This is a genomic window from Sphingomonas morindae (assembly GCF_023822065.1).
Taxonomy (GTDB): domain Bacteria; phylum Pseudomonadota; class Alphaproteobacteria; order Sphingomonadales; family Sphingomonadaceae; genus Solisphingomonas; species Solisphingomonas morindae.
Genome location: NZ_CP084930.1, coordinates 2,544,979 through 2,565,895 on the forward strand (window position 1 = coordinate 2,544,979; position 20,917 = coordinate 2,565,895).

Annotated in this window: 20 protein-coding genes; 15 read left to right on the plus strand and 5 right to left on the minus strand. The window is 72.0% G+C overall.

The features are described from left to right. Nucleotides 1-81 precede the first annotated feature (81 nt). Genes LHA26_RS12475 through LHA26_RS12520 form a run of 10 tightly spaced genes read left to right on the plus strand, consistent with a single transcriptional unit; the run spans nt 82 to nt 12,323 of the window. Nucleotides 82-717 carry an XrtA/PEP-CTERM system exopolysaccharide export protein gene (locus tag LHA26_RS12475; protein ID WP_252165928.1) on the plus strand — a complete coding sequence of 212 codons (636 nt, stop codon included), beginning with the start codon at nt 82-84 and terminating at the stop codon, nt 715-717. A 22-nt stretch (nt 718-739) separates the two neighbouring features. Next, a complete protein-coding gene (locus tag LHA26_RS12480) occupies nt 740-2,275 on the plus strand; it encodes an XrtA system polysaccharide chain length determinant (protein ID WP_252165929.1) in 1,536 nt (511 codons plus the stop codon). A 7-nt stretch (nt 2,276-2,282) separates the two neighbouring features. Beyond that, nucleotides 2,283-3,194, plus strand: coding sequence for a P-loop NTPase family protein (locus LHA26_RS12485; protein ID WP_252165930.1), 912 nt, complete (start codon nt 2,283-2,285; stop codon nt 3,192-3,194). Further along, complete coding sequence (locus LHA26_RS12490; RefSeq protein WP_252165931.1) at nt 3,191-4,786, plus strand: porin family protein; 1,596 nt, start codon at nt 3,191-3,193, stop codon at nt 4,784-4,786. Before LHA26_RS12485 ends, LHA26_RS12490 begins: the two co-directional genes overlap by 4 nt. Nucleotides 4,787-4,823: 37 nt before the next feature. Then, nucleotides 4,824-5,870: an XrtA/PEP-CTERM system-associated ATPase gene (locus tag LHA26_RS12495; RefSeq protein WP_252165932.1), complete on the plus strand. Its 1,047-nt coding sequence runs from the start codon at nt 4,824-4,826 to the stop codon at nt 5,868-5,870. A gap of 1 nt (nt 5,871) precedes the next feature. Beyond that, nucleotides 5,872-6,708 (plus strand): XrtA system polysaccharide deacetylase, encoded by an 837-nt coding sequence (locus LHA26_RS12500; protein WP_252165933.1) that lies wholly within the window; start codon nt 5,872-5,874, stop codon nt 6,706-6,708. Next, nucleotides 6,705-7,748, plus strand: a complete 1,044-nt coding sequence (locus LHA26_RS12505) for a FemAB family XrtA/PEP-CTERM system-associated protein (RefSeq protein WP_252165934.1) — start codon at nt 6,705-6,707, stop codon at nt 7,746-7,748. Before LHA26_RS12500 ends, LHA26_RS12505 begins: the two co-directional genes overlap by 4 nt. Further along, nucleotides 7,748-8,920 carry a TIGR03087 family PEP-CTERM/XrtA system glycosyltransferase gene (locus LHA26_RS12510; RefSeq protein ID WP_252165935.1) on the plus strand — a complete coding sequence of 391 codons (1,173 nt, stop codon included), beginning with the start codon at nt 7,748-7,750 and terminating at the stop codon, nt 8,918-8,920. The genes LHA26_RS12505 and LHA26_RS12510 overlap by 1 nt, the downstream gene beginning before the upstream one ends. Continuing rightward, nucleotides 8,917-10,425 (plus strand): exosortase A, encoded by a 1,509-nt coding sequence (gene xrtA, locus LHA26_RS12515; RefSeq protein WP_252165936.1) that lies wholly within the window; start codon nt 8,917-8,919, stop codon nt 10,423-10,425. Before LHA26_RS12510 ends, xrtA begins: the two co-directional genes overlap by 4 nt. Before the next feature lie 2 nt (nt 10,426-10,427). Continuing rightward, on the plus strand, nt 10,428-12,323 hold the full coding sequence (locus LHA26_RS12520; RefSeq protein WP_252165937.1) for an XrtA/PEP-CTERM system amidotransferase: 1,896 nt from the start codon (nt 10,428-10,430) through the stop codon (nt 12,321-12,323). Here the strand turns inward: LHA26_RS12520 and truA are convergent. Beyond that, nucleotides 12,320-13,108, minus strand: coding sequence for a tRNA pseudouridine(38-40) synthase TruA (truA, locus tag LHA26_RS12525; protein ID WP_252165938.1), 789 nt, complete (start codon nt 13,106-13,108; stop codon nt 12,320-12,322). The two genes, LHA26_RS12520 and truA, sit on opposite strands and share 4 nt — an antisense overlap. Next, the gene (gene fmt, locus LHA26_RS12530; RefSeq protein WP_252165939.1) at nt 13,105-14,010 is read right to left on the minus strand and encodes a methionyl-tRNA formyltransferase; all 906 of its coding nucleotides are present in this window, start codon (nt 14,008-14,010) and stop codon (nt 13,105-13,107) included. Before fmt ends, truA begins: the two co-directional genes overlap by 4 nt. 55 nt (nt 14,011-14,065) lie before the next feature. Between fmt and recR the strand changes: the two genes are divergently transcribed. Further along, complete coding sequence (gene recR, locus LHA26_RS12535) at nt 14,066-14,665, plus strand: recombination mediator RecR (RefSeq protein WP_252168381.1); 600 nt, start codon at nt 14,066-14,068, stop codon at nt 14,663-14,665. Between the two features lie 44 nt (nt 14,666-14,709). After that, entirely contained in the window at nt 14,710-15,231 is a 522-nt protein-coding gene (gene def / locus LHA26_RS12540) for a peptide deformylase (protein WP_252165940.1), read from the plus strand. Here def and LHA26_RS12545 read toward each other — a convergent pair. Beyond that, the gene (locus LHA26_RS12545; protein WP_252168382.1) at nt 15,228-15,695 is read right to left on the minus strand and encodes a cytidine deaminase; all 468 of its coding nucleotides are present in this window, start codon (nt 15,693-15,695) and stop codon (nt 15,228-15,230) included. The genes def and LHA26_RS12545 overlap by 4 nt on opposite strands. Before the next feature lie 2 nt (nt 15,696-15,697). Then, nucleotides 15,698-16,180 carry a UPF0262 family protein gene (locus LHA26_RS12550; protein ID WP_252165941.1) on the minus strand — a complete coding sequence of 161 codons (483 nt, stop codon included), beginning with the start codon at nt 16,178-16,180 and terminating at the stop codon, nt 15,698-15,700. A 128-nt stretch (nt 16,181-16,308) separates the two neighbouring features. Between LHA26_RS12550 and LHA26_RS12555 the strand changes: the two genes are divergently transcribed. After that, a complete protein-coding gene (locus tag LHA26_RS12555; protein WP_252165942.1) occupies nt 16,309-17,835 on the plus strand; it encodes a replicative DNA helicase in 1,527 nt (508 codons plus the stop codon). An 18-nt stretch (nt 17,836-17,853) separates the two neighbouring features. On the opposite strand, the gene msrB is transcribed toward LHA26_RS12555, so the two are convergent. Then, complete coding sequence (msrB, locus tag LHA26_RS12560; RefSeq protein WP_252165943.1) at nt 17,854-18,360, minus strand: peptide-methionine (R)-S-oxide reductase MsrB; 507 nt, start codon at nt 18,358-18,360, stop codon at nt 17,854-17,856. 70 nt (nt 18,361-18,430) lie between these two features. On the opposite strand from msrB, the gene LHA26_RS12565 reads away from it, so the two are divergent. Further along, the gene (locus LHA26_RS12565; RefSeq protein WP_252165944.1) at nt 18,431-19,276 is read left to right on the plus strand and encodes a formate/nitrite transporter family protein; all 846 of its coding nucleotides are present in this window, start codon (nt 18,431-18,433) and stop codon (nt 19,274-19,276) included. A 67-nt stretch (nt 19,277-19,343) separates the two neighbouring features. Beyond that, a complete protein-coding gene (locus LHA26_RS12570; RefSeq protein WP_252165945.1) occupies nt 19,344-20,915 on the plus strand; it encodes an MFS transporter in 1,572 nt (523 codons plus the stop codon). Nucleotides 20,916-20,917: the final 2 nt, after the last annotated feature.

Consider the following 20,917-nt stretch of genomic DNA (forward strand, 5'->3'; position numbering starts at 1 on the left):
ATCTTCACCTGTGCTTGGCTAGGGCTTGCTGGAGATGACCCCATTCCGGCCGGAATGGTGCGCGCAGTAAGGGGTTTTGCAATGCGGACTTTGGCTCGGAGTGCGGCATCGGCGCTGGCGCTGCCGCTGGCGCTGATCGGATGCGCGACCGCCAAGGGCCCGCCGCTGCCGCCCGCCACCTTCGTCTCCACGCAGGAGGCGCCAGGCGAGGAATATGCGATCGGTCCGCTCGATCAGCTCTCGATCTTCGTGTGGCGCAATCCCGAGCTTGGCGCCAAGGTGCAGGTCCGCCCCGATGGCCGCATCACCACGCCGCTGATCGCCGACCTGCCCGCGCTGGGCAAGACGCCGAGCCAGCTCGCGGCCGATATCAAGGCGCGCCTCTCCAAATATGTGAACGACCCGCTGGTATCGGTGATCGTCGAGAATTTCTCGGGCACCTATGCCCAGCAGGTGCGCATCGTCGGCGCCACCGAAAAGCCGGCGAGCCTACCCTATCGCGCCAACATGACGCTGCTCGACGCGATGATCGCGGTTGGCGGCCTGTCCCAATATGCGGCGGGGGACCGGGCCAAGCTGGTGCGATTCAACAAGGTGACGGGTAAGCAGCAGGAATATCCTCTGCAAATCTCCAAGCTGCTGAAGCGTGGCGATGTTGCCGCGAACGTCAAGCTGGAGCCGGGCGACGTGATCATCATCCCCGAAAGCGCGTTCTGAGCGCGGCGCAGGCATAGCTCCGATGCAGGCTCTTCTCGAAGAAGCGCGGATCGCGCTCCATCTCGTCTGGCGCGGGCGCTGGCTCGCGCTCGGCATCGCCTGGACGATCGCGCTCGCCGGATGGCTGGTGGTGGCGCTGATCCCCAATGCCTATCAGTCCACCGCGCGGCTCTATGTGCAGCCCGGCTCGATCCTGCCGCAGGCGGTGGGGATCAGCAGCAACGACCAGCAGGCCGGGATCGACGATGTGCGCCAGTCGCTGCTCTCGGACGAGACGCTGGGGCAGGTGGTGCGCGCCACCGATCTCGCCCGCGAGGCCGGCTCGCCGCGCGATCTCGCCGCGCAGGTCGCGCGGCTGCGCAAGGCGGTCGACATCAAGACCACGCAGGACAATCTCTACGCGCTGTCGGTCACCCTGTCGGGCGGCGGCTTCTCGGACCGGCAGAACGCCCGGCTCGCCCAGCAGGTGGCGCAGGCACTGACCGATCGCTTCGTGTCGCGCAGCAGCCAGGGCGATATCGCCGACGCGCAGCGCTCACTCAAATTCATGGACCAGCAGCTGGCCGAGCGCGGCGCGCAGCTTCAGGAGGCGGATGCCAAGCGGGCGGCGTTCGAGCAGCGCTATTTCGGCGCGCTGCCCGGCAGCGGCTCGATCCAGGACCGGATCGGCCTGGCGCGGTCGCAGCTCGCCGATCTCGACGCGCAGCTCGGCGCGGCGCGCGGCGCGGCGGCGGCGATCGGGGGCCAGATCGCGGCGACGCCCGCCACCATCGCCGGCCCCGCGGCCGCCGCGGGTGGCGGCAGCGCGCGCGATCGGCTGGCGACGCTGCAGGCGCAGCTTGCCGCCGATCAGGCGCAGGGCTGGACGGATCAGCATCCCGATGTGGTGGCGCTGCGCGCGCAGATCGCGCGGCTGCGGGTCACGGCGGCGGCCGAGCCGCAGGGCGGCGTCAGCGGCCAGCCCAACCCCGCTTATGGATCGCTGCGCGCGATGGCCGCCGAGAAGAGCGCCGCCGCCGCCGCGCTCGCCGCGCGCCGGGCGCAGATCCAGGGCGATCTCGACAATTTCAGCCGGCTCCAGACCGAGCAGCCGCAATTCGCGGCGCAGCAGGCCGAGCTGAGCCGCAATTATGACGTGCTCAAGGCGCAATATGACAAGCTGCTCTCGGATCGCGAGCAGGTGAAGCTGCGGGTGGACGCGCAGGCCCAGGCGGGCACGGTGCAGGTCCGCGTGATCGATGCGCCGGCGCTGCCGCGCGTGCCGGCCAAGCCCAAGCGGCTGCTGCTGCTCAGCCTGGTGCTGATCGTGGCGGCGGGGGCCGGCGCGGGCGGGGCGTGGCTGCGCGCCCGGCTGCGCACCAGCTACGCCACGCCGGGCGCGCTCGCCGCCGCGAGCGGCCTGCCCGTGCTGGGCGCCGTCGGCTTTGTCACCGGCCCGCGCCAGCGCGCCGCCGCCGCCCGCCAGCTGCGCTGGTTCCTCGGCACCGGAGGCGCTCTGCTGGGCGCCTATCTCCTCCTCGTCGCGGCCGAATTCGTGCAGCGCGGGCTGATGGCGTGAGGCGTTCATGAGCAAGCACGATCCCATTCATCCCGATCCCGCGAACGGCCGGCGCCGCGCCGGCTCGCTGGTCGAGCGCGCGGCGCGCGCCTATGGCTTCGAGGCGGCGGGCCGGGTGCCGCCGCTGCGCGACGCCGAGCCGCTGGCGGCCGCGCCGGCGGCGCCGCTGCCCAATGAGCGGGCGCTGGCGCCGCTGTTCCGGGGCCGCGCCGGCACGGTGCAGCGCGCGCGGCTGGCCGAGGCCGGCTTCATCCTGCCCGGCCAGGCGCCGAGCGCGCTGTCCGAGGAATTCCGGGTCATCAAGCGGCCGCTGCTGACGGCGGCGGCCGATGGCGGCGCGCTGCGCACCATTCTGGTCGCCTCGGCGCGGCCGGACGAGGGCAAGACCTTCTGCGCGATCAATCTCGCGCTCAGCCTCGCGGCGGAAACCGAGATCGAGGTGGTGCTGGTGGACGGCGACGTGGCCAAGCCCGACATCGTCGCGACCTTGGGGCTGGAGGATGGGCCGGGGCTGCTCGATGCGCTGGCCGATCCCGGCTGCGCGGTCGAGACCTGCCTGATCCGCACCGATATTCCGCACCTCTCGGTGCTGCCCGCCGGCGCCGCGCGGCACGAGGCGACCGAGCTGCTCGCCTCGGCGCGCACCCGCGCCTTGTTCGAGACGCTGCGCGCGCAGGATCCGCGCCGCATCCTGGTGATCGATTCGCCGCCTGCGCTGGCGGCCTCGCCGGCGGGGGTGCTGGCGGCGCTGGCCGGCCAGGCGGTGGTGGTGGTGCGCGCCGACCGCACCGGCGAGGCCGATCTGCGCCACGCGCTGGAGCTGCTCTCCGCCTGTCCGCGCCCGCAGCTGCTGCTCAACGGGGTGGAGTTCCGCCCCGGCGCGCGCCGCTTCGCCGGCTATTACGGGATCGAGGCGTGATCGCGCGGCGGGCAGGTCTGGCGGGCGGCCTCGTGCTGGCGCTGGCCGCGCCCGCCGCCGCGCGCGTGACGGTCCAGCCCTATATCGAGGCGCAGCAGGTCTTCTCGGCCGATCTGTCGGGCAATGGCGATGCCGTGACCTATACCGGCGTCGGCGCCGGCATCGACGTCGCCGCCGAGAGCGCGCGCTTTCGCGGCCAGCTCAGCTATCGCTATGATCATTATTTCTCCTGGTCGCGCCGCTATCCCGATGGCGACATCCATAACGGCCTGGCGAGCGGCAGCTATCGGCTGGGCGACGGGTTCAGCCTGGATGGCGCGGCGATCGCCACCCGCTCGCGCGGGACGCTGGCGGCGAGCAGCCCGGGCCTGCTGCTGGGCTCGTTCAGCAACACGCAGCAAATCTATGGCGGGCAGATCGGGCCGAGCTTCCGCCGCAGCTTCGGCGATCTCAACGCCGCGGCCGATTACCGCTTCGGCTACACCCATGTCGATCAGGGCAGCGGCGCCTTCAGCCTCGGCCCGGGGCAGACGCTGCTCGATCCCAGCTTCGATACGCTGAGCCACAGCGCGCAGGCGAGCCTGGGCGCGCGGCCCGGCCATGGCCTGCCCTTTGGCTGGCAGCTGGGCGGCGGGCTGATCCACGACGAGATCCATCTTCTCGATCAGCGCTATGACGGCCGCTATGTGCGGCTCGACCTGACCCAGCCGATCGCCCCCACGGTCGCGCTGGTGGGGGGCGTGGGCTATGAGACCAACCGCGCCAGCCAGCGCCCCGTGCAGCTGGACAGCGCGGGCGCGCCGGTGATCGCGCATGGCCGGCTCGTGCCGGACCGCGCCGCGCCGCGCCTGCTCGTCTATGATCAGGACGGGCTCCTGTGGGATGTGGGGGTGCTGTGGCGGCCCAGCACGCGCTTCGAGCTGGAGGCGCGCGGCGGCCGCCGCTATGGCGACTGGGCGGCGACCGGCCATCTGCTCTGGCGCCCCAGCGCGACCGCGACGGTGCAGGTGGTGGCCTATAACGACATCCAGAGCTTCGGCCGCCAGCTGACCGGCGGCATCGGCGCGCTGGGCGACAGCTTCACCGCCTCCAACATGCTGATCCCGGTGAGCCTGGGCGGCTGCGTGTTCGGCGCCAATGGCGGGCAGGGCGGCTGCCTGCCGGCGCTGTCGTCGATCGCGGCCAATTTCTACCGCTCGCGCGGGATCTGGGCGCTGGTCTCGGCGACGCATGGCCGATGGACCTATGGCCTGGGCGTCAACTACGATCATCGCCGCTATCTCGGCGTGGCGACGCCCGGCGTGGCGTCGCTCGCCGGGGTGGCCGACGAGACGGTGACGGTGAACGGGCTCGTCGCGCGCCAGCTCAGCGCCCGCTCCACCCTGTCGGGCACGCTCTATATCGGCTGGTACGACAGCGGGCTGGCGGGCGCGGTGCGCTATACCAGCTATGGCGCGACGGGCACCTATAGCCACGCCTTCGGCCGGCGGCTGCTCGGCCAGGCGGCGATCAGCGTCTATTCCGGGGCGGGCGGCGCAATCGATCAGGATGTGATCGGATCGGCGCTGCTCGGCCTGCGCTACCAGCTTTAACCCATCGACCCGCGGCCACGGCCCCTCGGAGACGATCATGTACGACGAGTTTTACGGCTTGAGCGATCGGCCCTTCCAGCTCACGCCCGATCCGCGCTTCTGGTTCGAGAGCCGCACCCACCGCGCGGCCATGGCCTATCTCGGCTACGGCCTGGCGCAGGGCGAGGGCTTCATCGTCATCACCGGCGAGGTGGGTTCGGGCAAGACGACGCTGGTCGGCCATCTGATGGCGGGGATCGACCGCGAACGGCTGGTCGCGATCAAGCTCGTCTCCACCCAGGTGGAGGGCGAGGATATGCTGCGGCTCACCGCCCAGGCGCTCGGCCTCGGCACCGAGGGGCTCGCCAAGGCGCAGCTGCTGGAGCGGATCGAACGCGCGCTGCGGCAGCAGGCGCTGGAAGGCCGGCGCACGCTGCTGATCGTCGACGAGGCGCAGAACCTTCCGCTGTCGGCGCTGGAGGAGCTGCGCATGCTCTCCAACTTCCAGAGCGGCGGCCAGGCGCTGCTGCAGATCTTCCTGCTCGGCCAGCCTGAATTCCGCGACCGCTTCCAGCGGTCGGAGCGTCTGGAGCAGCTGCGCCAGCGCGTGATCGCCACCCATCATCTCACCGCCATGGAGCCCGAGGAGATCGAGCCCTATGTCCGCCACCGGCTGGCGCTGGTGGATTGGCAGGGCCGGCCCGGCTTCGATCCGGGCTGTTGGGAGGCGCTGTACCGCCATTCGGGCGGGTTGCCGCGCCGCCTCAACCTGCTCGCCGGGCGAGTGCTGCTCCATGGATCGATCGACGGGCTGGAGCGGATCGACGCGGCCACGGTGGAGATGATCGCCGAGGACATGGCCGCCGACGCCGCGCCGGAGGCCCGGCCCGAGCCGCCGCAGCCGCGCCGTCGCGCGTCCGACGCCGCCCCGCCCGGCGAGGCCGGCGCGCCGCTGCCGGCGCGCGCGCCCGATCCGGCGCTGGCCGATCGCATCGCCCGGCTGGAAGAGCGGATCGACGAGCAGGAGGCGGCGATCCGCCGCGTGCTCGGCCTGCTGATCGATTGGGTGGAGGGCGAGCCGGCGGCCGCCCCCTCGACGCACTGACATGGCCGGACCGGTCAACGCCCTGTCGGTGGACGTGGAGGATTGGTTCCAGGTCGGCGCGTTCGAGCGGGTGATCGCGCGCGACAGCTGGAGCCATCTCGAGCCGCGCGTCCAGCGCAACACCGATGCGGTGCTCGATCTCTTCGCGCGGGCCGGGGTGAAGGCCACCTTCTTCACGCTGGGCTGGGTGGCCGAGCGCAGCCCCGCGCAGATGCGGCGGATCGTCGCCGAAGGCCATGAGATCGCCAGCCATGGCTGGGATCATCAGCGCGTCTTCACGCTCACCCCCGCGCAGTTCCGCGCCGATCTGCGGCGCGCGCGCCACGCCATCGAGCAGGCGAGCGGCGTGGCGGTGACGGGCTATCGCGCCCCCAGCTTCTCGATCGACGCGCGCACGCCCTGGGCGCACCAGGTGCTCGCCGAGGAAGGCTATGGCTATTCCTCCTCGGTCGCGCCGGTGAAGCACGATCATTATGGCTGGCCCGAAGCGCCGCGCTTCGCCTTCGTGCCCGTGCCGGGGCTGATCGAGCTGCCGGTGACGACCGCGCGCTTCGCCGGCCGCACGCTGGCGGCGGGCGGCGGCGGCTTCTTCCGGCTGCTGCCCTATCGCTTCTCCACCTGGGCGATCCGCCAGGTGAATGCGGGCGATGCGCCCGCCGTCTTCTATTTCCATCCCTGGGAGATCGATCCCGGCCAGCCGCGCGTCGATCATGCGCCGCTGCGGTCGCGGCTGCGCCATTACAGCCGGCTGGGCGCGATGGCGGGCAAGCTGGAGCGGCTGATCGCCGCCTTCGCCTGGGATCGGGTCGACCGCGTCGTCGCCTGCCTGCCGCGATGAGCGTGGCGGTCGAGATCGCGCGCGCCGATGAGGGCGCGGCGGTGGATGGCTATGTGCGCGCGCATGCCGAGGGCAGCGTCTTCCATCGGCCCGCCTGGATCGAGGCGGTGGCGCGCGGCACCGGCCAGCGCGGCCTGATGCTGACGGCGCGGCGCGGGGGCGCGATCGTCGGCGTGCTGCCGCTCACCGAGGTCCGCTCGCGCCTGTTCGGCCGGGCGCTGGTGTCCTCGGGCTTCGGCGTGGGCGGGGGCGTGCTGGCCGATGATGCGGCGGCGGCCGCCGCGCTCTCTGCCGAGGGCTGGCGGCATGCCGGGGCGCGGGGCTTTCCCAGCCTCGAGCTGCGCGGCGGCTCGGCGCCCGACGATCCCGCCTGGCACGCGCAGAGCGGCCATCATGCGGGCTTCGCGCGGCCGCTCGCCGCCAGCGACGAGGCCGAGCTGGCCGCCGTGCCGCGCAAGCAGCGCGCCGAGATCCGCAAGGCGCTCGCGGCGCCGCTGACGGTGGAGATCGGCCGGGACGAGGCGGCGGCGCGCGCCCATTACCGCGTCTATGCCGAAAGCGTGCACAATCTCGGCACGCCCGTCTTTCCGCGCCGTCTGTTCGACGCGATGCGCGCGCAATTCGGCGAGGATGCGGACATTCTCACCGTGCGGCACGAGGGCAAGCCGGTTGCCAGCGTGCTCAGCCTGTACCACAACGGCACCGTGCTGCCCTATTGGGGCGGCGGGACCTGGGGAGCACGGGCCTTGCGCGCGAACGAACGCCTGTATTTCGCGCTGATGCGCCACGCCCGGGCGCGCGGCTGCGCGCGGTTCGATTTCGGTCGCTCCAAGCTCGGCACCGGCGCCTTCGCCTACAAGAAGAATTGGGGGTTCGAGCCGGAACCGCTCACCTATTGGATGCGCACCGCCGAAGGCCACGCGCCGCGCGCGATCAACCCGCTCGATCCCAAATATCGGCTGCAGATCGCGCTGTGGAAGAAGCTGCCGCTCTGGCTGGCGACGCGCGCCGGGCCGCTGCTGGCGCGGGGGCTGGGCTGATGGCGGATCTGCTCTTCCTCGCCCATCGCATACCCTTTCCGCCCGATCGCGGCGACAAGATCCGCTCCTATCACATTCTCCGCCACCTCGCCGCGCGGCATCGCGTGCATCTCGGCGCCTTCGCCGACGACGAGGCCGATCTCGCCCATGCCGAGGCGCTGCGGCCGCTGGTGCATCGGCTCCATGTCGAGATCCATCGGCGCGGCAAGGGCGCCTCGCTGCTGCGCAGCCTGATCACGCGCACCCCCGCCTCGGTGGCGGCGCTGGCGAGCCGCACCATGGGCCAGTTCGTCGACGATGTGCTGGCCACCGAGCCGGTCGGCCGCATCTATGTCTTTTCCGGGCAGATGGCGCAGTTCGCGCCCGAGGACCGGCCGTTCATCATGGACTTTGTCGATATCGATTCGGAGAAGTTCGCCGATTACGCCCGCACCGCGACGGGGCCCGTGGCGGGGCTGTGGGCGCGCGAGGCGCGGCGCCTCGCCGCCTTCGAGCGCGAGATGGCGGGGCGGGCCGTGGTCTCGCTCTTTGTCAGCGAGGCCGAGGCGGCGCTGTTCCGCAGCCGCACCCGGCTGCCGGCGGAGAGCGTGCAGGTGCTGGAGAACGGCATCGATCTCGAGCGCTACGCGCCCGCGCCCTATCCCGAACCGGGACCGCCGCTGATCCTCTTCACGGGCCAGATGGATTATCCGCCCAATATCGAGGCGGCGACGGGCTTTGCGAGGAACGCGCTGCCGCTGATCCGGGCGCGGCACCCCGAGGCGCGCTTCGCCATTGTCGGCCGCCGCCCCGATCCCGGCCTGTACCGCCTGGGCGAAGGCGTAGAGGTGACGGGCGAAGTGCCGGATACGCGCCCCTGGCTGGCACGCGCGCATGTCGTCGTCGCGCCCCTGCGGCTGGCCCGGGGCGTGCAGAACAAGGTGCTGGAGGGCATGGCGATGGCGCGCCCGGTGGTGGCGAGCCCGCAGGCGCATCAGGGCATCGACGCCGCGCCGGGGCGCGATCTGCTCGTCGCCGAGGGCTGGTCGGCGGAGGCGCAGGCGGTGAGCGGGCTGCTGGACGATCCGGCGCGCGCGGCGGCGATCGGCCTGGCGGCGCGGCGCCAGATCGAGGCGCGCTATGGCTGGGATGCGCGGCTGGCGCCGTTGGACGAGATGCTGACCCATATATGAGCGCGGCGGCGACGTTCGGCGCGGCGGCACCGGCGCGGCCGCGCGCAGCGGCGGCGCCGTGGCGCGGCACCGGGCTGGCGCTCGCCGCGCTGGCGCTGCTGCTGCTCGCGCTGTTCGCGCGCGACGCGGGCGCGATGGCGGCGATCTGGTGGACGAGCTCGACCTACGAACATTGCCTGGTGCTGCCGCCGCTGATCGCCTGGCTGGTCTGGGAGAGGCGCGCGGCGCTGGCGGCGGTGCGGCCGACGGCGTGGCTCTGGCCGCTCCCCTGGGTGGCGCTGGGCGCGCTCGCCTGGCTGGCCGGGGCGGTGGCCGAGGTGGCGGTGGCGCGCCATTGCGGGCTGGTGATGATCGCGCAGGGTGCGATCGCCGCGCTGATCGGCCCGGCGGCGACGCGGATCCTGCTCTTCCCGCTCTTCTACGCCTTCTTCCTGGTGCCGGCCGGGGATGCGCTGGTGCCGCCGCTGCAAAGCCTCACCGCGCGGCTCTGCCTGCTGCTGCTGCACGCGACGGGCGTGCCGGCGCGGCTCGACGGCGTCTTCCTCACCACGCCGGGCGGCTGGTTCAAGGTGGCCGAAGCCTGTTCGGGCGCCAAATTCCTGATCGCGATGCTGGCGCTGGGCGCGCTGGTGGCGGCGCGCGGCTTTCGGGGATGGCGGCGGCGGCTGCTCTTCCTCGCCGCCTGCGCGCTGGTGCCGGTGCTCGCCAATGCGGTGCGCGCCTTCGCCACCATCTGGATCGCGCAGCGGACCGGGGCGGCGGTGGCGGGGGGCGTCGATCATCTCGTCTATGGCTGGATTTTCTTCGCGCTGGTGATCGCGCTGGTGCTGGCCGGCGCCTGGCCGCTGTTCGATCGGCCGGCGGGCGGGCCGGCGGTGGCGCCGGAGGCGGTGGCGCGCGCGGGCCGGCTGGGCGGACGTCTCTCGCTGGGCCAGGCCTGGGCGGGCGCGGCGCTGCTGGCGGCGGCCGCGCCGCTGTTCGCCGCCGCGCTCACCGGCGCGACGCGGCCGCTGCCGCCGGCGGCGCGGCTGCCCGATCTCGGCCCCGCCGCGCCGGCGGGCCCCGGCCCCGCCTGGCATGCGCATTTCGCCGGAGCGGACCGGATGCTGACGGCGCGGATCGGCACGGTGGACGTGGCGGTGGCGCTGTTCCGCGGCCAGGGACAGGGGCACGAGCTGGTCGGCTATGGCCAGGGCGCGATCGATCCCGAGGGCGTCTGGTCGTGGACGGCGGACCAGCCGGCGCCCGCGCCGTGGCGCGCGGCGCGGATCACCGCGCCCGGCCCGGCGACGCGCACCGTCTGGACGGTCTATCGCGTCGGCGCGCTGGTCGGCGGCGATCCCCGCGCGGCCAAGGCGGCGACGCTCGCGACGCGGCTGGCGGGGGGCGATCCCCGCGCGGCGGCGCTGCTGCTCGCGGGGCCGGATCCGGCGGCGGTGGCGGCGCTCGCGGCGCGCCTCGGGCCGCCCGAACGGCTGCTCGATCCCCTGCTGGGGCGGCGCTGACCATGTGCGGCATCGCCGGCATCTTCCATCTGAGCACGCCCAAGCCGGTCGATCCCGCGCGAGTGCGGCTGATGATCGACGCGATCGCGCATCGCGGCCCGGATGGCGAGGGCGTGTGGACCGGGCCGGGCGTGGGGCTGGGCCATCGCCGCCTGTCGATCATCGATCTTGCCGGGGGCGACCAGCCGATGGCGAGCGCCGATGGCCGGCTCGTCACCGTCTTCAACGGCGAGATCTACAATTATCGCACGCTGCGCGCCGAGCTGGAGGCGCTCGGCCATGTCTTCCGCACGCACAGCGACACCGAGTGCATCCTGCATGGCTGGCGCGCCTGGGGCGCCGCCTGCCTGGACCGGTTCACCGGCATGTTCGCCTTCGCGCTCTACGATGCCGAGCGGCAGAGCCTGGTGCTCGCGCGCGACCGGCTCGGCGTGAAGCCGCTCTTCTACGCCGAACTCGCCGATGGCACGCTGCTGTTCGGCTCGGAACTGAAGGCGCTGCTCGCCCATCCCCGGCTGCGGCGCGCGCCCGATTTCACCGCCGTCGAGGATTATCTCGCCTTCGGCTATGTGCCGGACGATGCCTGTCTGGTCGCCGGGGTGAAGAAGCTGGCGGCGGCGCATCTGCTGGTCGCGGATCGCGGCCGTCCGCTCGGCCGCCCGCAGCGCTGGTGGGACATCGCGTTCAGCGCCGGCGCGCGCGGCACCACCGCCGCGCTCGAGGAGGAGCTGGTCGATCATATGCGCGAGGCGGTGCGCTCGCGCATGATCGCGGACGTGCCGCTCGGCGCCTTTCTGTCCGGCGGGGTGGACAGCAGCAGCGTCGTCGCGCTGATGGCGGAGGCGAGCCGCCAGGCGGTGGAAACCTGCTCGATCGGGTTCGACGTCGCGGCGCTCGACGAGACGGACTATGCGCGCCAGATCGCCGCGCGCTTCGCCACCGCGCATCGCGAGCGGCTGGTCTCGCCCGACAGCTACGGCCTGGTCGACGCGCTCGCCGCCGCGTTCGACGAGCCCTTCGCCGATGCCTCGGCGCTGCCCGGCTACAGCCTCTGCGCGCTCGCCCGCGAGCGGGTGACGGTGGCGCTCTCGGGCGATGGCGCCGACGAGGCGATGGCGGGCTATCGCCGCCACCGTTTCTTCGCCGCCGAGAACCGCGCCCGCGCGCTCCTGCCCGAAGGCCTGCGCGCCGGCGTGTTCGGCACGCTCGCCCGCCATTATCCCAAGGCCGATTGGGCGCCGCGCCCGCTCCGCGCCCGCGCCACCTTCGAGGCGCTGGCGCGCGATCCGGCCGAAGCCTATGCGCGCGCGGTGGGCGTCACGCCGCCCGAGATGCGCGCGCGGCTCTATACGCCGGGCGCGCTCGCCGCGCTCGCCGGCCATCGCGCCGAGGATCGCTGGGTGAAGACGATGCGCCACGCGCCCGCCGAGGATTGGCTGGGCCGGGCGCAATATGCCGATCTCATGGTGTGGCTGCCGGGCGACATCCTCACCAAGGTGGATCGCACCAGCATGGCGCACGGCCTCGAGGTGCGCGAGCCGCTGCTCGATCACCGGCTGCTCGCCTTCGAGGCGAGCCTGCCGGCCGCGCTGCGGCTTCGCGGCGGACAGGGCAAATGGCTGATGAAGCGGGCGATGCGCCGCTATCTGCCCGATCCCATCCTGTATCGGCCGAAAATGGGCTTCGTCACGCCGATCGCCCAATGGTTTCGCGGCGCGCTGGCGGGCGAGGCGGAGCGGATCGCCCAGGGCGCGCGCCTCGGCGCCACCGGCTGGTTCGCGCCCGACGCGCTCGCCGCCATCGCCGCCGAACACCGCGCCGGCCGCCGCGACCATGGCCGGCTGCTCTGGCAGCTGCTGATGCTGGAAAAGGCGCTGGGGCGCCTGTTCGGCGTCTAGCCGGCCGGCGGTCGATCCTCGGCGCCGGCGCCGCTCGGCGCGGCCTCCGGATAGCGGGCCTCGACGAAATAGAGGCCGTCGGGCGGCGCGTTGAGGCCGAGCGCGGCGCGATCGGCGGCGGCGAGGGCGGCGACGAGATCGGCCTCGCGCCACTGGCCGCGCCCGACCAGCGCGAGGCATCCCACCATCGAGCGGACCTGATGGTGGAGGAAGGAGCGCGCCGCCGCCTCCACCGCGATGCCGCCCTCCACCCGGCGCACCGCCAGCCGGTCCAACGTCTTGACCGGGCTTTCCGCCTGGCAGTGCGCGGATCGGAAGGTGGTGAAATCGTGCTGGCCGACCAGCCGCTGCGCCGCCGCATGCATCGCCTCCGCATCGAGCGGCGGCGGCACGCGCCAGGCGCGGCCACGCTCCAGCGTCAGCGGCGCGCGGCGATCGACGATGCGATAGACATAGCGGCGGCCGAGGCAGGAGAAGCGCGCATGCCAATCGTCCGCCACCTCGGCGCAGGCCAGGATCGCCACCGGCGCCGGACGCAGGCGCGCGTTGAGCGCCTCCATCAGCCGGAAGGGGGTGATCGGCCGCGCGACATCGACATGGGCGACCATCGCGGTGGCATGCACGCCGGCATCGGTGCGGCCGGCGGCATGGACGACCGCCGCTTCGCCCGTCACCGCCGTCACCGCTGTTTCGATCGCCTGCTGCACGCTCGGCCCGTGCGCCTGGCGCTGCCAGCCCATGAAGGGCCGGCCGTCAAACTCCACCGTCAGCCGGAACCGCGTCATGCCAGCATCGTGCCCGGAGGAATGGCGAAGCCGCGCAACAATTCCTCGGGCGTCATCGCGGCGCGGCCGGCGCGGCGGACGCGCAGCGGGCGGATCGCGCCGGTGGCGCAGGCGATCGCCAGCCCGGCGTCCAGCACCGTGCCCGGCACGCCGCCCTCCGCCAGCACCGTCGCCGCGAGGATCTGCACGCGCTCGCCCCGCCATTCGAAATAGGCGCCGGGCGCGGGATTGAAGGCGCGCACCTGCGCCTCCACCAGCGCCGCCGGCCGGCCGAAATCCAGCCGCGCCTCGGCCTTCTCGATCTTGGCGGCATAGGTGACGCCGTCTTCCGGCTGGGCGCGGGGCGGATAGGCGGGAAGATCGGCGAGCACGCGCACCATCAGCGCCGCGCCCTCGGCCGCCAGCTCGGCGCTGAGATCGCCCGCCGTCTTGCCGGCGATCGGCACCCTGATCTCGGCGCGCATCGGCCCGGTATCGAGGCCGCGCTCCATCTGCATGATGGTGACGCCCGTCTCGGCATCGCCCGCCAGGATGGCGCGCTGGATCGGCGCCGCGCCGCGCCAGCGCGGCAGCAGCGAGGCATGGACGTTGAGGCAGCCGAGCCGGGGCGCGGCGAGGATGGGGGCCGGCAGGATCAGCCCATAGGCCGCCACCACGCCGACATCCGCCGCGAGCGCGGCGAACAGCGCCTGATCGGCGGGATCGCGCAGCCGTTCCGGATGGCGCACCATCAGCCCCAGCGCTTCGGCGCGCGCCTGGACGGGCGAGGGGGTCAGCGCCTTGCCGCGTCCCGCCGGGCGCGGCGGCTGGGTATAGACACAGGCGATGTCATGCCCCGCCCGGTGCAGCGCCTCCAGGCTGGGCACGGCGAATTCGGGCGTTCCGAGAAAGACGATGCGCATCGCGCCTCCCAAGCCGCTGGCGTCGCGCCACGCAAGCCCCTATCTCACAGGCGACATGGCATCTTCCGAGATCGAGGCGCTGACCCAGGCGCTTGCCCGACTGCCCGGCCTGGGCCCGCGCTCCGCCCGGCGCGCCGTGCTCCACCTGCTCAAGCGCCGCGAATCGGCGCTGACGCCGCTGCTGCGCGCGCTGGAGACGGTGAATGCGCGGCTGCGCGAGTGCAGCCAGTGCGGCAATGTCGATACCGCCGATCCCTGCGCCATCTGCACCGATCCCCGTCGCGATACGCGCGCGCTGTGCGTGGTGGAGGAGGTGGCCGATCTCTGGGCGCTGGAGCGGACGCGGCTCTTTCCCGGCCGCTTCCATGTGCTGGGCGGGCGGCTTTCGGCGCTGGACGGGGTGCGTCCGGAGGATCTCACCATCGATCGGCTGGTCGCCCGCGTCCAGGGGGGCGGCATCGACGAGATCGTGCTCGCCACCAACGCCACGCTCGAGGGACAGACCACCGCCCATTATATCGCGGAGCGGCTCGACGGCCTGCCGCTGCGGCTGACGCGGCTCGCCCATGGCCTGCCGGTGGGCGGCGAACTCGACTATCTGGACGAGGGCACGCTCGCCCAGGCGCTGCGCGCGCGCCGGCCGCTCGACGGATGACGGACCTTGACGGAACGGGGCGCGAACCATAGCTCTGCCGGGCTATGGCCATTCTCCCCATTCTCGAGGTGCCCGATCCGCGGTTGCGCCAGATCTCGACGCCGGTCGAGACGATCGACGGCGATGTGCAGCGCCTGATCGATGACATGTTCGAGACCATGTACGACGCGCCCGGCATCGGCCTCGCCGCGATCCAGGTCGGCGTGGCCAAGCGGCTGCTGGTGATCGATCTCCAGGAAGAGGGCGAGGGCGTGAAGAACCCGCGCGTCTTCATCAATCCCGAATTCTCCGAGCCGTCCGAGGAGATGGGGCTCTACAATGAGGGCTGCCTCTCCATCCCCGAGCAATTCGCCGAGGTGGCCCGGCCCGCCTCGATCCGCGCCACCTGGCTGGATCGCGAGGGCATCCGGCACGACGAGCGGATCGACGGGCTGCTCGCCACCTGCCTCCAGCATGAGGTGGATCATCTCAACGGCATCGTCTTCACCGATCACCTGTCCCGCATGAAGCGCGAGATGGTGCTGAAGAAGCTGGAGAAACTGCGCCGCCAGCGGCGCGCCGCCTAATTCCGCGGCGCCGGGCCGAAGCCGAGATCGGCGGGGCCGAAGGCGTCGGGCAGCAGCGAAGAGATGGTGTGGCGGCGGATGTGCGCGCCATCGGGCGAGGCGCAGAAGATCACCAGATCGCGCCCCGCCATTTGCGCCGCCTCGTTGATCACCTGCCGGCAGCGGCCGCAGGGATTGACGATCGCCGCGCCCTCCGGCCCGTCCGCGCCCATGGCGCCGCCCGTCACCGCAAGCGCCACCACCGCGCCGAGCCGGCCCTGCGCGTTCACGCTCGCCAGCGCGACCGTCTCCGCGCAGAGCGAGAGGCCGTAGCTCGCATTCTCGAAATTGGCGCCGGTGACGATCGTGCCATCCTCGAGCAGCACCGCCGCCCCCACCGCGAAGCGCGAATAGGGGGCATGGGCATGGCGCGCCGCCGCGCGCGCCGCGCCGACCAGAGCGGCCGCGCCGATATCCTCGATCATCGTCATCCCCGGATGTGCAGCACGCAGATCAGCGTGAAAAGCCGCCGCGCCGTATCGAAATCGACCGCGATCTTGCCGTCCAGCCGCTCCATCAGCAGCGTCGCCGCCTGGTTGTGGAGCCCGCGCCGGGCCATGTCGATCGTCTCGATCTGCTGCGGCGTCTGCCGCCGCACGGCCTGGTAATAGCTGTCGCAGATCGCGAAATAATCTTTGATGGCGCGGCGGAAGCGCATCATGCCGAGCAGGATCGTCTCGAGCAGCCGATCGTCCTCGCGCGCGATGTCGATCGCCAGCCGGCCCTCCTGCACGCGCAGCGCCACCTTGTACGGGCCGGCATAGCCGTCGGGCGCGGCGCGCAGCGGCTGGAAGAAATTGCCGTCGAGCAGATCGAGCATGGCGATGCGGCGTTCCTGCTCGATATCGGCGTTGCGCGCCAGGATCGTCCGCTCGTCGAGCGCGATCGCGATGATGCGGGGATCGGCCATGTCTCCACCCGCCGCTTACCGGCTCGCGCCGCGCTTGGCGAGCGGCACTTATCCACAGATGTCGATCTTGGTGGATAAAAGCGATCGGCAAACTTGTCGGCACCGCGCAAAGGCGCGACAATGGCGGGATGGCCCAACCCATTCCCTTGAAGCCCGCCACCGGCGGCGCGGCGGATACGCCGCAGCTGCCGCACAACATCGAAGCCGAGGCGGCCCTGCTCGGCGCCATGCTGATCGACAACCGCATCTGCGAGGATGTGCAGATCAAGCTCAAGCCGGAGCATTTCTTCGAGCCGCTGCACGGCCGCATCTACGAGCAGATCCTGCGCACCGTCGATCGCAACATGATCGCCAATCCGGTGACGCTGCGCCCGCTGTTCGAGCAGGACGAGGCGATGAAGGCGATGGGCGGCCCCGCCTATCTCGCCCAGCTGACGGGCGCCGGCGCGGCGCTGATCGGCGCGCGCGATTTCGCCACCCAGATCTACGATCTCGCGCTGCTGCGCGCGCTGATCGGCGTCGGCCGCGAGATGGTCGAGGGGGCGATGGACACGTCGGTCGAGGTCGATCCCAAGAGCCAGATCGAGCAGGCCGAGGTGGCGCTCTACAAGGTCGCCGAGGAGGGCGGCGAGCAGGGCTCGATGAAGAGCTTCACCCAGGCCGCGACGGCGGCGGTGAAGATCGCCGAGCGGGCGCTCAATTCCGGCGGCCATGTCTCGGGCATCACCACCGGTCTGGACAGTCTCAACGCCAAGATGGGCGGCCTGCACCGGTCGGATCTCATCATCCTGGCGGGCCGCCCCGGCATGGGCAAGACCTCGCTCGTCACCAACATCGCCTTCAACGCCGCCCAGCGGCGCGTGCGCGACGAGGCGGACGGCATTCCGCGCGAGAAGTCGATCGGCGCCGGCGTGGCCTTTTTCAGCCTCGAAATGTCGGCGGATCAGCTCGCCACCCGCATCCTCGCCGAGCAATCGGGGATCAGCGGCGAAAATCTGCGCATGGGCAAGATCAGCCAGCAGGATTTCCGCCATCTGGCGCGCGCCGCCCAGGCGCTGGAGACGCTGCCGCTCTATATCGACGATACGCCCGGCCTCACCATCGCCGCGCTGCGCACGCGCGCGCGGCGGCTCAAGCGGCAGAAGGGGATCGATCTCATCATCGTCGATTATCTCCAGCTCCTGTCCGGCTCGGGCCGGAGCGGCGAGAGCAATCGCGTCCAGGAAATCTCGGAAATCAGCCGCGGCCTGAAGCAGCTCGCCAAGGAGCTGGATTGCCCGGTGATCGCGCTCTCGCAGCTGAGCCGCCAGGTGGAGGCCCGCGAGAATAAGCGCCCGATCCTTTCCGACCTGCGCGAATCCGGCTCCATCGAGCAGGATGCGGACATCGTGCTGTTCGTCTATCGCGAGGAATATTACGTCAATTTCCAGAAACCGACCGAGCCCGCGCCCGATGCGGGCGAGCTTGACCCGCAGGTGATCGCCTTCCAGGACTGGATGCGCGCGATGGACAAGGTCCATGGCATCGCCGAAGTGGTGGTGGCCAAGCAGCGCCACGGCTCCACCGGCACGGTGCCGCTGAAGTTCGACGCCAAGATCACGCGCTTCTCGGATCTGGCGGACGCCTCGGGCTATCGCTTCGACGACGGCGAATAGCCGCGCGGCGCCGCCCCGTCAGGCCGGGCGGAAGCGCAGCGCGACGCCGTTCATGCAATAGCGCAGCCCGGTCGGGCGTGGGCCATCGTCGAAGACATGGCCGAGATGGCCGGCGCAGCGGGCGCAATGTACCTCGGTACGGTCCATACCCAGGCTGGTATCGTCGCGCGTCGCCACCGCGCCGGGCAGCGGCTGGTAGAAGCTCGGCCAGCCCGTGCCGCTCTCGAACTTGGTGGCGGAGGCGAAGAGCGGCCGGTCGCACCCGGCGCAGGCGAACAGGCCGCGGCGATGCTCGGCATTGAGCGGCGAGGAGAAGGGCCGCTCGGTCGCGCCCTGGCGCAGCACGGCATAGGCCGGCGCGGAGAGGCGGCGGCGCCATTCGGCATCGCTCAGGGTGAAGGGGGCGGGGGTGGCGGCGATGGCATCGGCGCCGTCGCCTTCGGCGGCGAACCGCCACAGCACCGCCACCACGACCCCCGAAAGGCCCAGACCCAGCACCTCGCGGCGCGCCAATGTCTTTGTCATGCGCGGAAGATGGGCGCGGCGGCGGCGGCTGGCAAGGGAACCTTGCGCGCCGGCCGGCGCTGAGCGCGCCATGGCCGAGGATCAGGACGAATTCACCGCGGGCGACAATCCCTCCAACGAGCTGTCCGAGGAGGAACAGCGCGATGTCGGCCGCCGCAAGACCGGCTCGGCGCGCGTGGTGCATGAGGTGATCCGGCTCCAGGGCGAGGACGAACTCAGCCGCCCCTGGCTCTCGCTGCTGCTGTCCGGCCTTGCCGCCGGCGTCGCCATCACCGCCTCGGTGCTGGGCGAGGCGCTGCTCGCCATGGATCTGCCCGCCACCAAATCGGGCACGCTGCTCGCCAGCTTCGGCTACGCGCTCGGCTTCCTCATCGTCATCATGGGCAAGCTCCAGCTCTTCACCGAGAATACGGTGACGGCGGTGCTGCCGCTCGTCACCCATTTCACCCGCCGCAACATCGCCAGGCTGGCGCGGCTCTGGGCGGTGGTGCTGCTGGGCAATCTGGCCGGCACGCTGCTGGTGGCGGTGCTGATCGCGCAGCAGATCATCGTTTCGGCCGCGCAGTTCGAGGCGGTGATGACTCTCGCGCAGCGCCTCGCCAGCCATGATGCGGTGACCGTGCTGTGGCTGGGCATGCCGGCGGGCTTTCTGGTCGCCTCGATCGCCTGGATCATGCCCAATGCGCGCTCGAGCGAGTTCTGGATCATCCTGTCGCTCACCTTCCTGATCGCGCTGGGCGGGTTCAGCCATGTCGTCGCCGGCTCGTGCGAAGCCTGGCTGCTGTGGCTGACCGGCGCGAAGACGCTGGGCTGGACGCTGGGCGGCTTCATCGCGCCGGCGCTGATCGGCAACATCATCGGCGGCACCGGCCTGTTCGCGCTGCTCGCTCATGGCCAGGTGCGCGGCGAGATCTGAAGCCGCGCCCCGCCGCCGGCCGGCGCGCGATCTGGCGCGGGCGGCGGCGCGCGGCTAGGTTGCGGGCATGGCGACGCTCTTCTCCTCCCGCACGGGCACGCTGAGCGAGCGCCGCGCGCTCTGGGCCTTCGCGCTCGGCTGCGCGGCGGTGACCGCCGGCGTGATCGCGCATCTGCCGATGTTCGTGATGGCGCGCCACATGCAGTATCGGCTCGCCGGCATGCCGATGGGCGGCGGCATGATCCTCGGCATGGCGCTGATCGTCGGCGGGGTGCTGGTGGCGGGCTATGGGCTGCTGCCGCGCGATCTCGGCCGCCAGCGCGCCGCGGCGGCGGGCATCACCGTCGTCGCGCCCGAGGACGCCGCGCTGGGCTGGGCGCATTGGCGGCTGATGATCGTGCTCGTGATCGCGCTGGTGATCGACGTGATGAAGCCCGCCGCGCTCGGCTTCACCGTGCCGGGCATGGTCAGCGAATATGGCGTGCCCAAGGCCACCGTCAGCCTCGTCCCCTTCTTCGCGCTGCTCGGCACCGTCGCGGGCTCCATCCTCTGGGGCTGGATCGCCGATCTCTATGGCCGCAAGGCCTCGATCCTGCTCTCGGCGGTGCTGTTCGTCGGCACCTCGATCTGCGGCGCCATGCCCAGCCTGGCCTGGAACATCGGCATGTGCTTCATGATGGGGCTGGCGGCGGGCGGCATGTTGCCCGTCACCTATGCGCTGCTCGCCGAGATGATGCCGAGCCGACATCGCGGCTGGGCGCTGGTGCTGGTCGGCGGGCTGGGCGCGGTGGGCGGCTATTTCGCGGCGAGCGGCGCCTCGGCGCTGCTCCAGCCGCTGTTCGGCTGGCGCATCCTGTGGCTGCTCAACCTGCCGACCGGCCTTACCCTGGTGCTGCTGGGCGGCCTAATTCCGGAATCGGCCAAATTCCTGCTCGCGCGCGGCCGCACCGAGGAGGCGGAGGCGGTGATGCGGCGGTTCGGCGCGCGGGCGCGGCGCGCCACGCCGGCGCAGCGCGCCCGCGCCGCCGCGGGCTATGCCGCGCTCACCGGCACGCGGCTGATCGCCAAGATCGCCGCGCTCAGCATCTGCGCGCTGGCCTGGGGGCTGGTGAATTTCGGCCTGCTGCTCTGGCTGCCCGCCGATCTCGTCGCGCGCGGCTATTCGCTGGGGCTGTCGAGCCGCCTGCTTGCGGAATCGGCGCTGATCGCCGGGCCGACCGTGTTCGTGGCGGCGCTGCTCTACAGCCGCTGGAGCAGCAAGGGCGCGCTGGTGGCGGCGATCGCGGTGACGATCGCGGGGCTGGTGCTGGTGCTCCGGCTCGAGACATCGGGCACCGGAAGCCCGGTCTGGCCGGTGGCGCTGCTGATCGTGGGATCGAACGCGATCATCGCCATCCTTCTTCCCTATGCGGCGGAGAGCGTGCCGCTCGGCGTGCGCGGCCGCGCCACCGGCTGGATCGCCGCCTGCACCAAGGGCGGCGGGCTGCTGGCGCAGGCGCTGGGCATTTCCGGCCTGGTGCCGCCGCTCGCCACGGTGGCGGCGATCATCCTGGTGCCGGCGGCGCTGGCGCTGCTCCTCGTCGCCCTGTTCGGCCGCGAGACGCGAGGACTGGATCTGCGCGATCTCGAGGCGGGCTGAGC

Bases quoted from the DNA above. Each gene is read 5' to 3' on its own strand.
- LHA26_RS12555 (WP_252165942.1), top strand. From the start codon at position 16,309: ATGGCCCAACCCATTCCCTTGAAGCCCGCCACCGGCGGCGCGGCGGAT.
- LHA26_RS12510 (WP_252165935.1), top strand. From the start codon at position 7,748: ATGGCGGATCTGCTCTTCCTCGCCCATCGCATACCCTTTCCGCCCGAT.
- LHA26_RS12500 (WP_252165933.1), top strand. From the start codon at position 5,872: ATGGCCGGACCGGTCAACGCCCTGTCGGTGGACGTGGAGGATTGGTTC.
- LHA26_RS12550 (WP_252165941.1), bottom strand. From the start codon at position 16,180: ATGGCCGATCCCCGCATCATCGCGATCGCGCTCGACGAGCGGACGATC.
- LHA26_RS12505 (WP_252165934.1), top strand. From the start codon at position 6,705: ATGAGCGTGGCGGTCGAGATCGCGCGCGCCGATGAGGGCGCGGCGGTG.
- LHA26_RS12570 (WP_252165945.1), top strand. From the start codon at position 19,344: ATGGCGACGCTCTTCTCCTCCCGCACGGGCACGCTGAGCGAGCGCCGC.
- LHA26_RS12545 (WP_252168382.1), bottom strand. From the start codon at position 15,695: ATGATCGAGGATATCGGCGCGGCCGCTCTGGTCGGCGCGGCGCGCGCG.
- def (WP_252165940.1), top strand. From the start codon at position 14,710: ATGGCCATTCTCCCCATTCTCGAGGTGCCCGATCCGCGGTTGCGCCAG.
- LHA26_RS12495 (WP_252165932.1), top strand. From the start codon at position 4,824: ATGTACGACGAGTTTTACGGCTTGAGCGATCGGCCCTTCCAGCTCACG.
- LHA26_RS12485 (WP_252165930.1), top strand. From the start codon at position 2,283: ATGAGCAAGCACGATCCCATTCATCCCGATCCCGCGAACGGCCGGCGC.
- xrtA (WP_252165936.1), top strand. From the start codon at position 8,917: ATGAGCGCGGCGGCGACGTTCGGCGCGGCGGCACCGGCGCGGCCGCGC.
- recR (WP_252168381.1), top strand. From the start codon at position 14,066: ATGGCATCTTCCGAGATCGAGGCGCTGACCCAGGCGCTTGCCCGACTG.
- LHA26_RS12475 (WP_252165928.1), top strand. From the start codon at position 82: ATGCGGACTTTGGCTCGGAGTGCGGCATCGGCGCTGGCGCTGCCGCTG.
- LHA26_RS12520 (WP_252165937.1), top strand. From the start codon at position 10,428: ATGTGCGGCATCGCCGGCATCTTCCATCTGAGCACGCCCAAGCCGGTC.
- truA (WP_252165938.1), bottom strand. From the start codon at position 13,108: ATGACGCGGTTCCGGCTGACGGTGGAGTTTGACGGCCGGCCCTTCATG.
- LHA26_RS12480 (WP_252165929.1), top strand. From the start codon at position 740: ATGCAGGCTCTTCTCGAAGAAGCGCGGATCGCGCTCCATCTCGTCTGG.
- fmt (WP_252165939.1), bottom strand. From the start codon at position 14,010: ATGCGCATCGTCTTTCTCGGAACGCCCGAATTCGCCGTGCCCAGCCTG.
- msrB (WP_252165943.1), bottom strand. From the start codon at position 18,360: ATGACAAAGACATTGGCGCGCCGCGAGGTGCTGGGTCTGGGCCTTTCG.
- LHA26_RS12565 (WP_252165944.1), top strand. From the start codon at position 18,431: ATGGCCGAGGATCAGGACGAATTCACCGCGGGCGACAATCCCTCCAAC.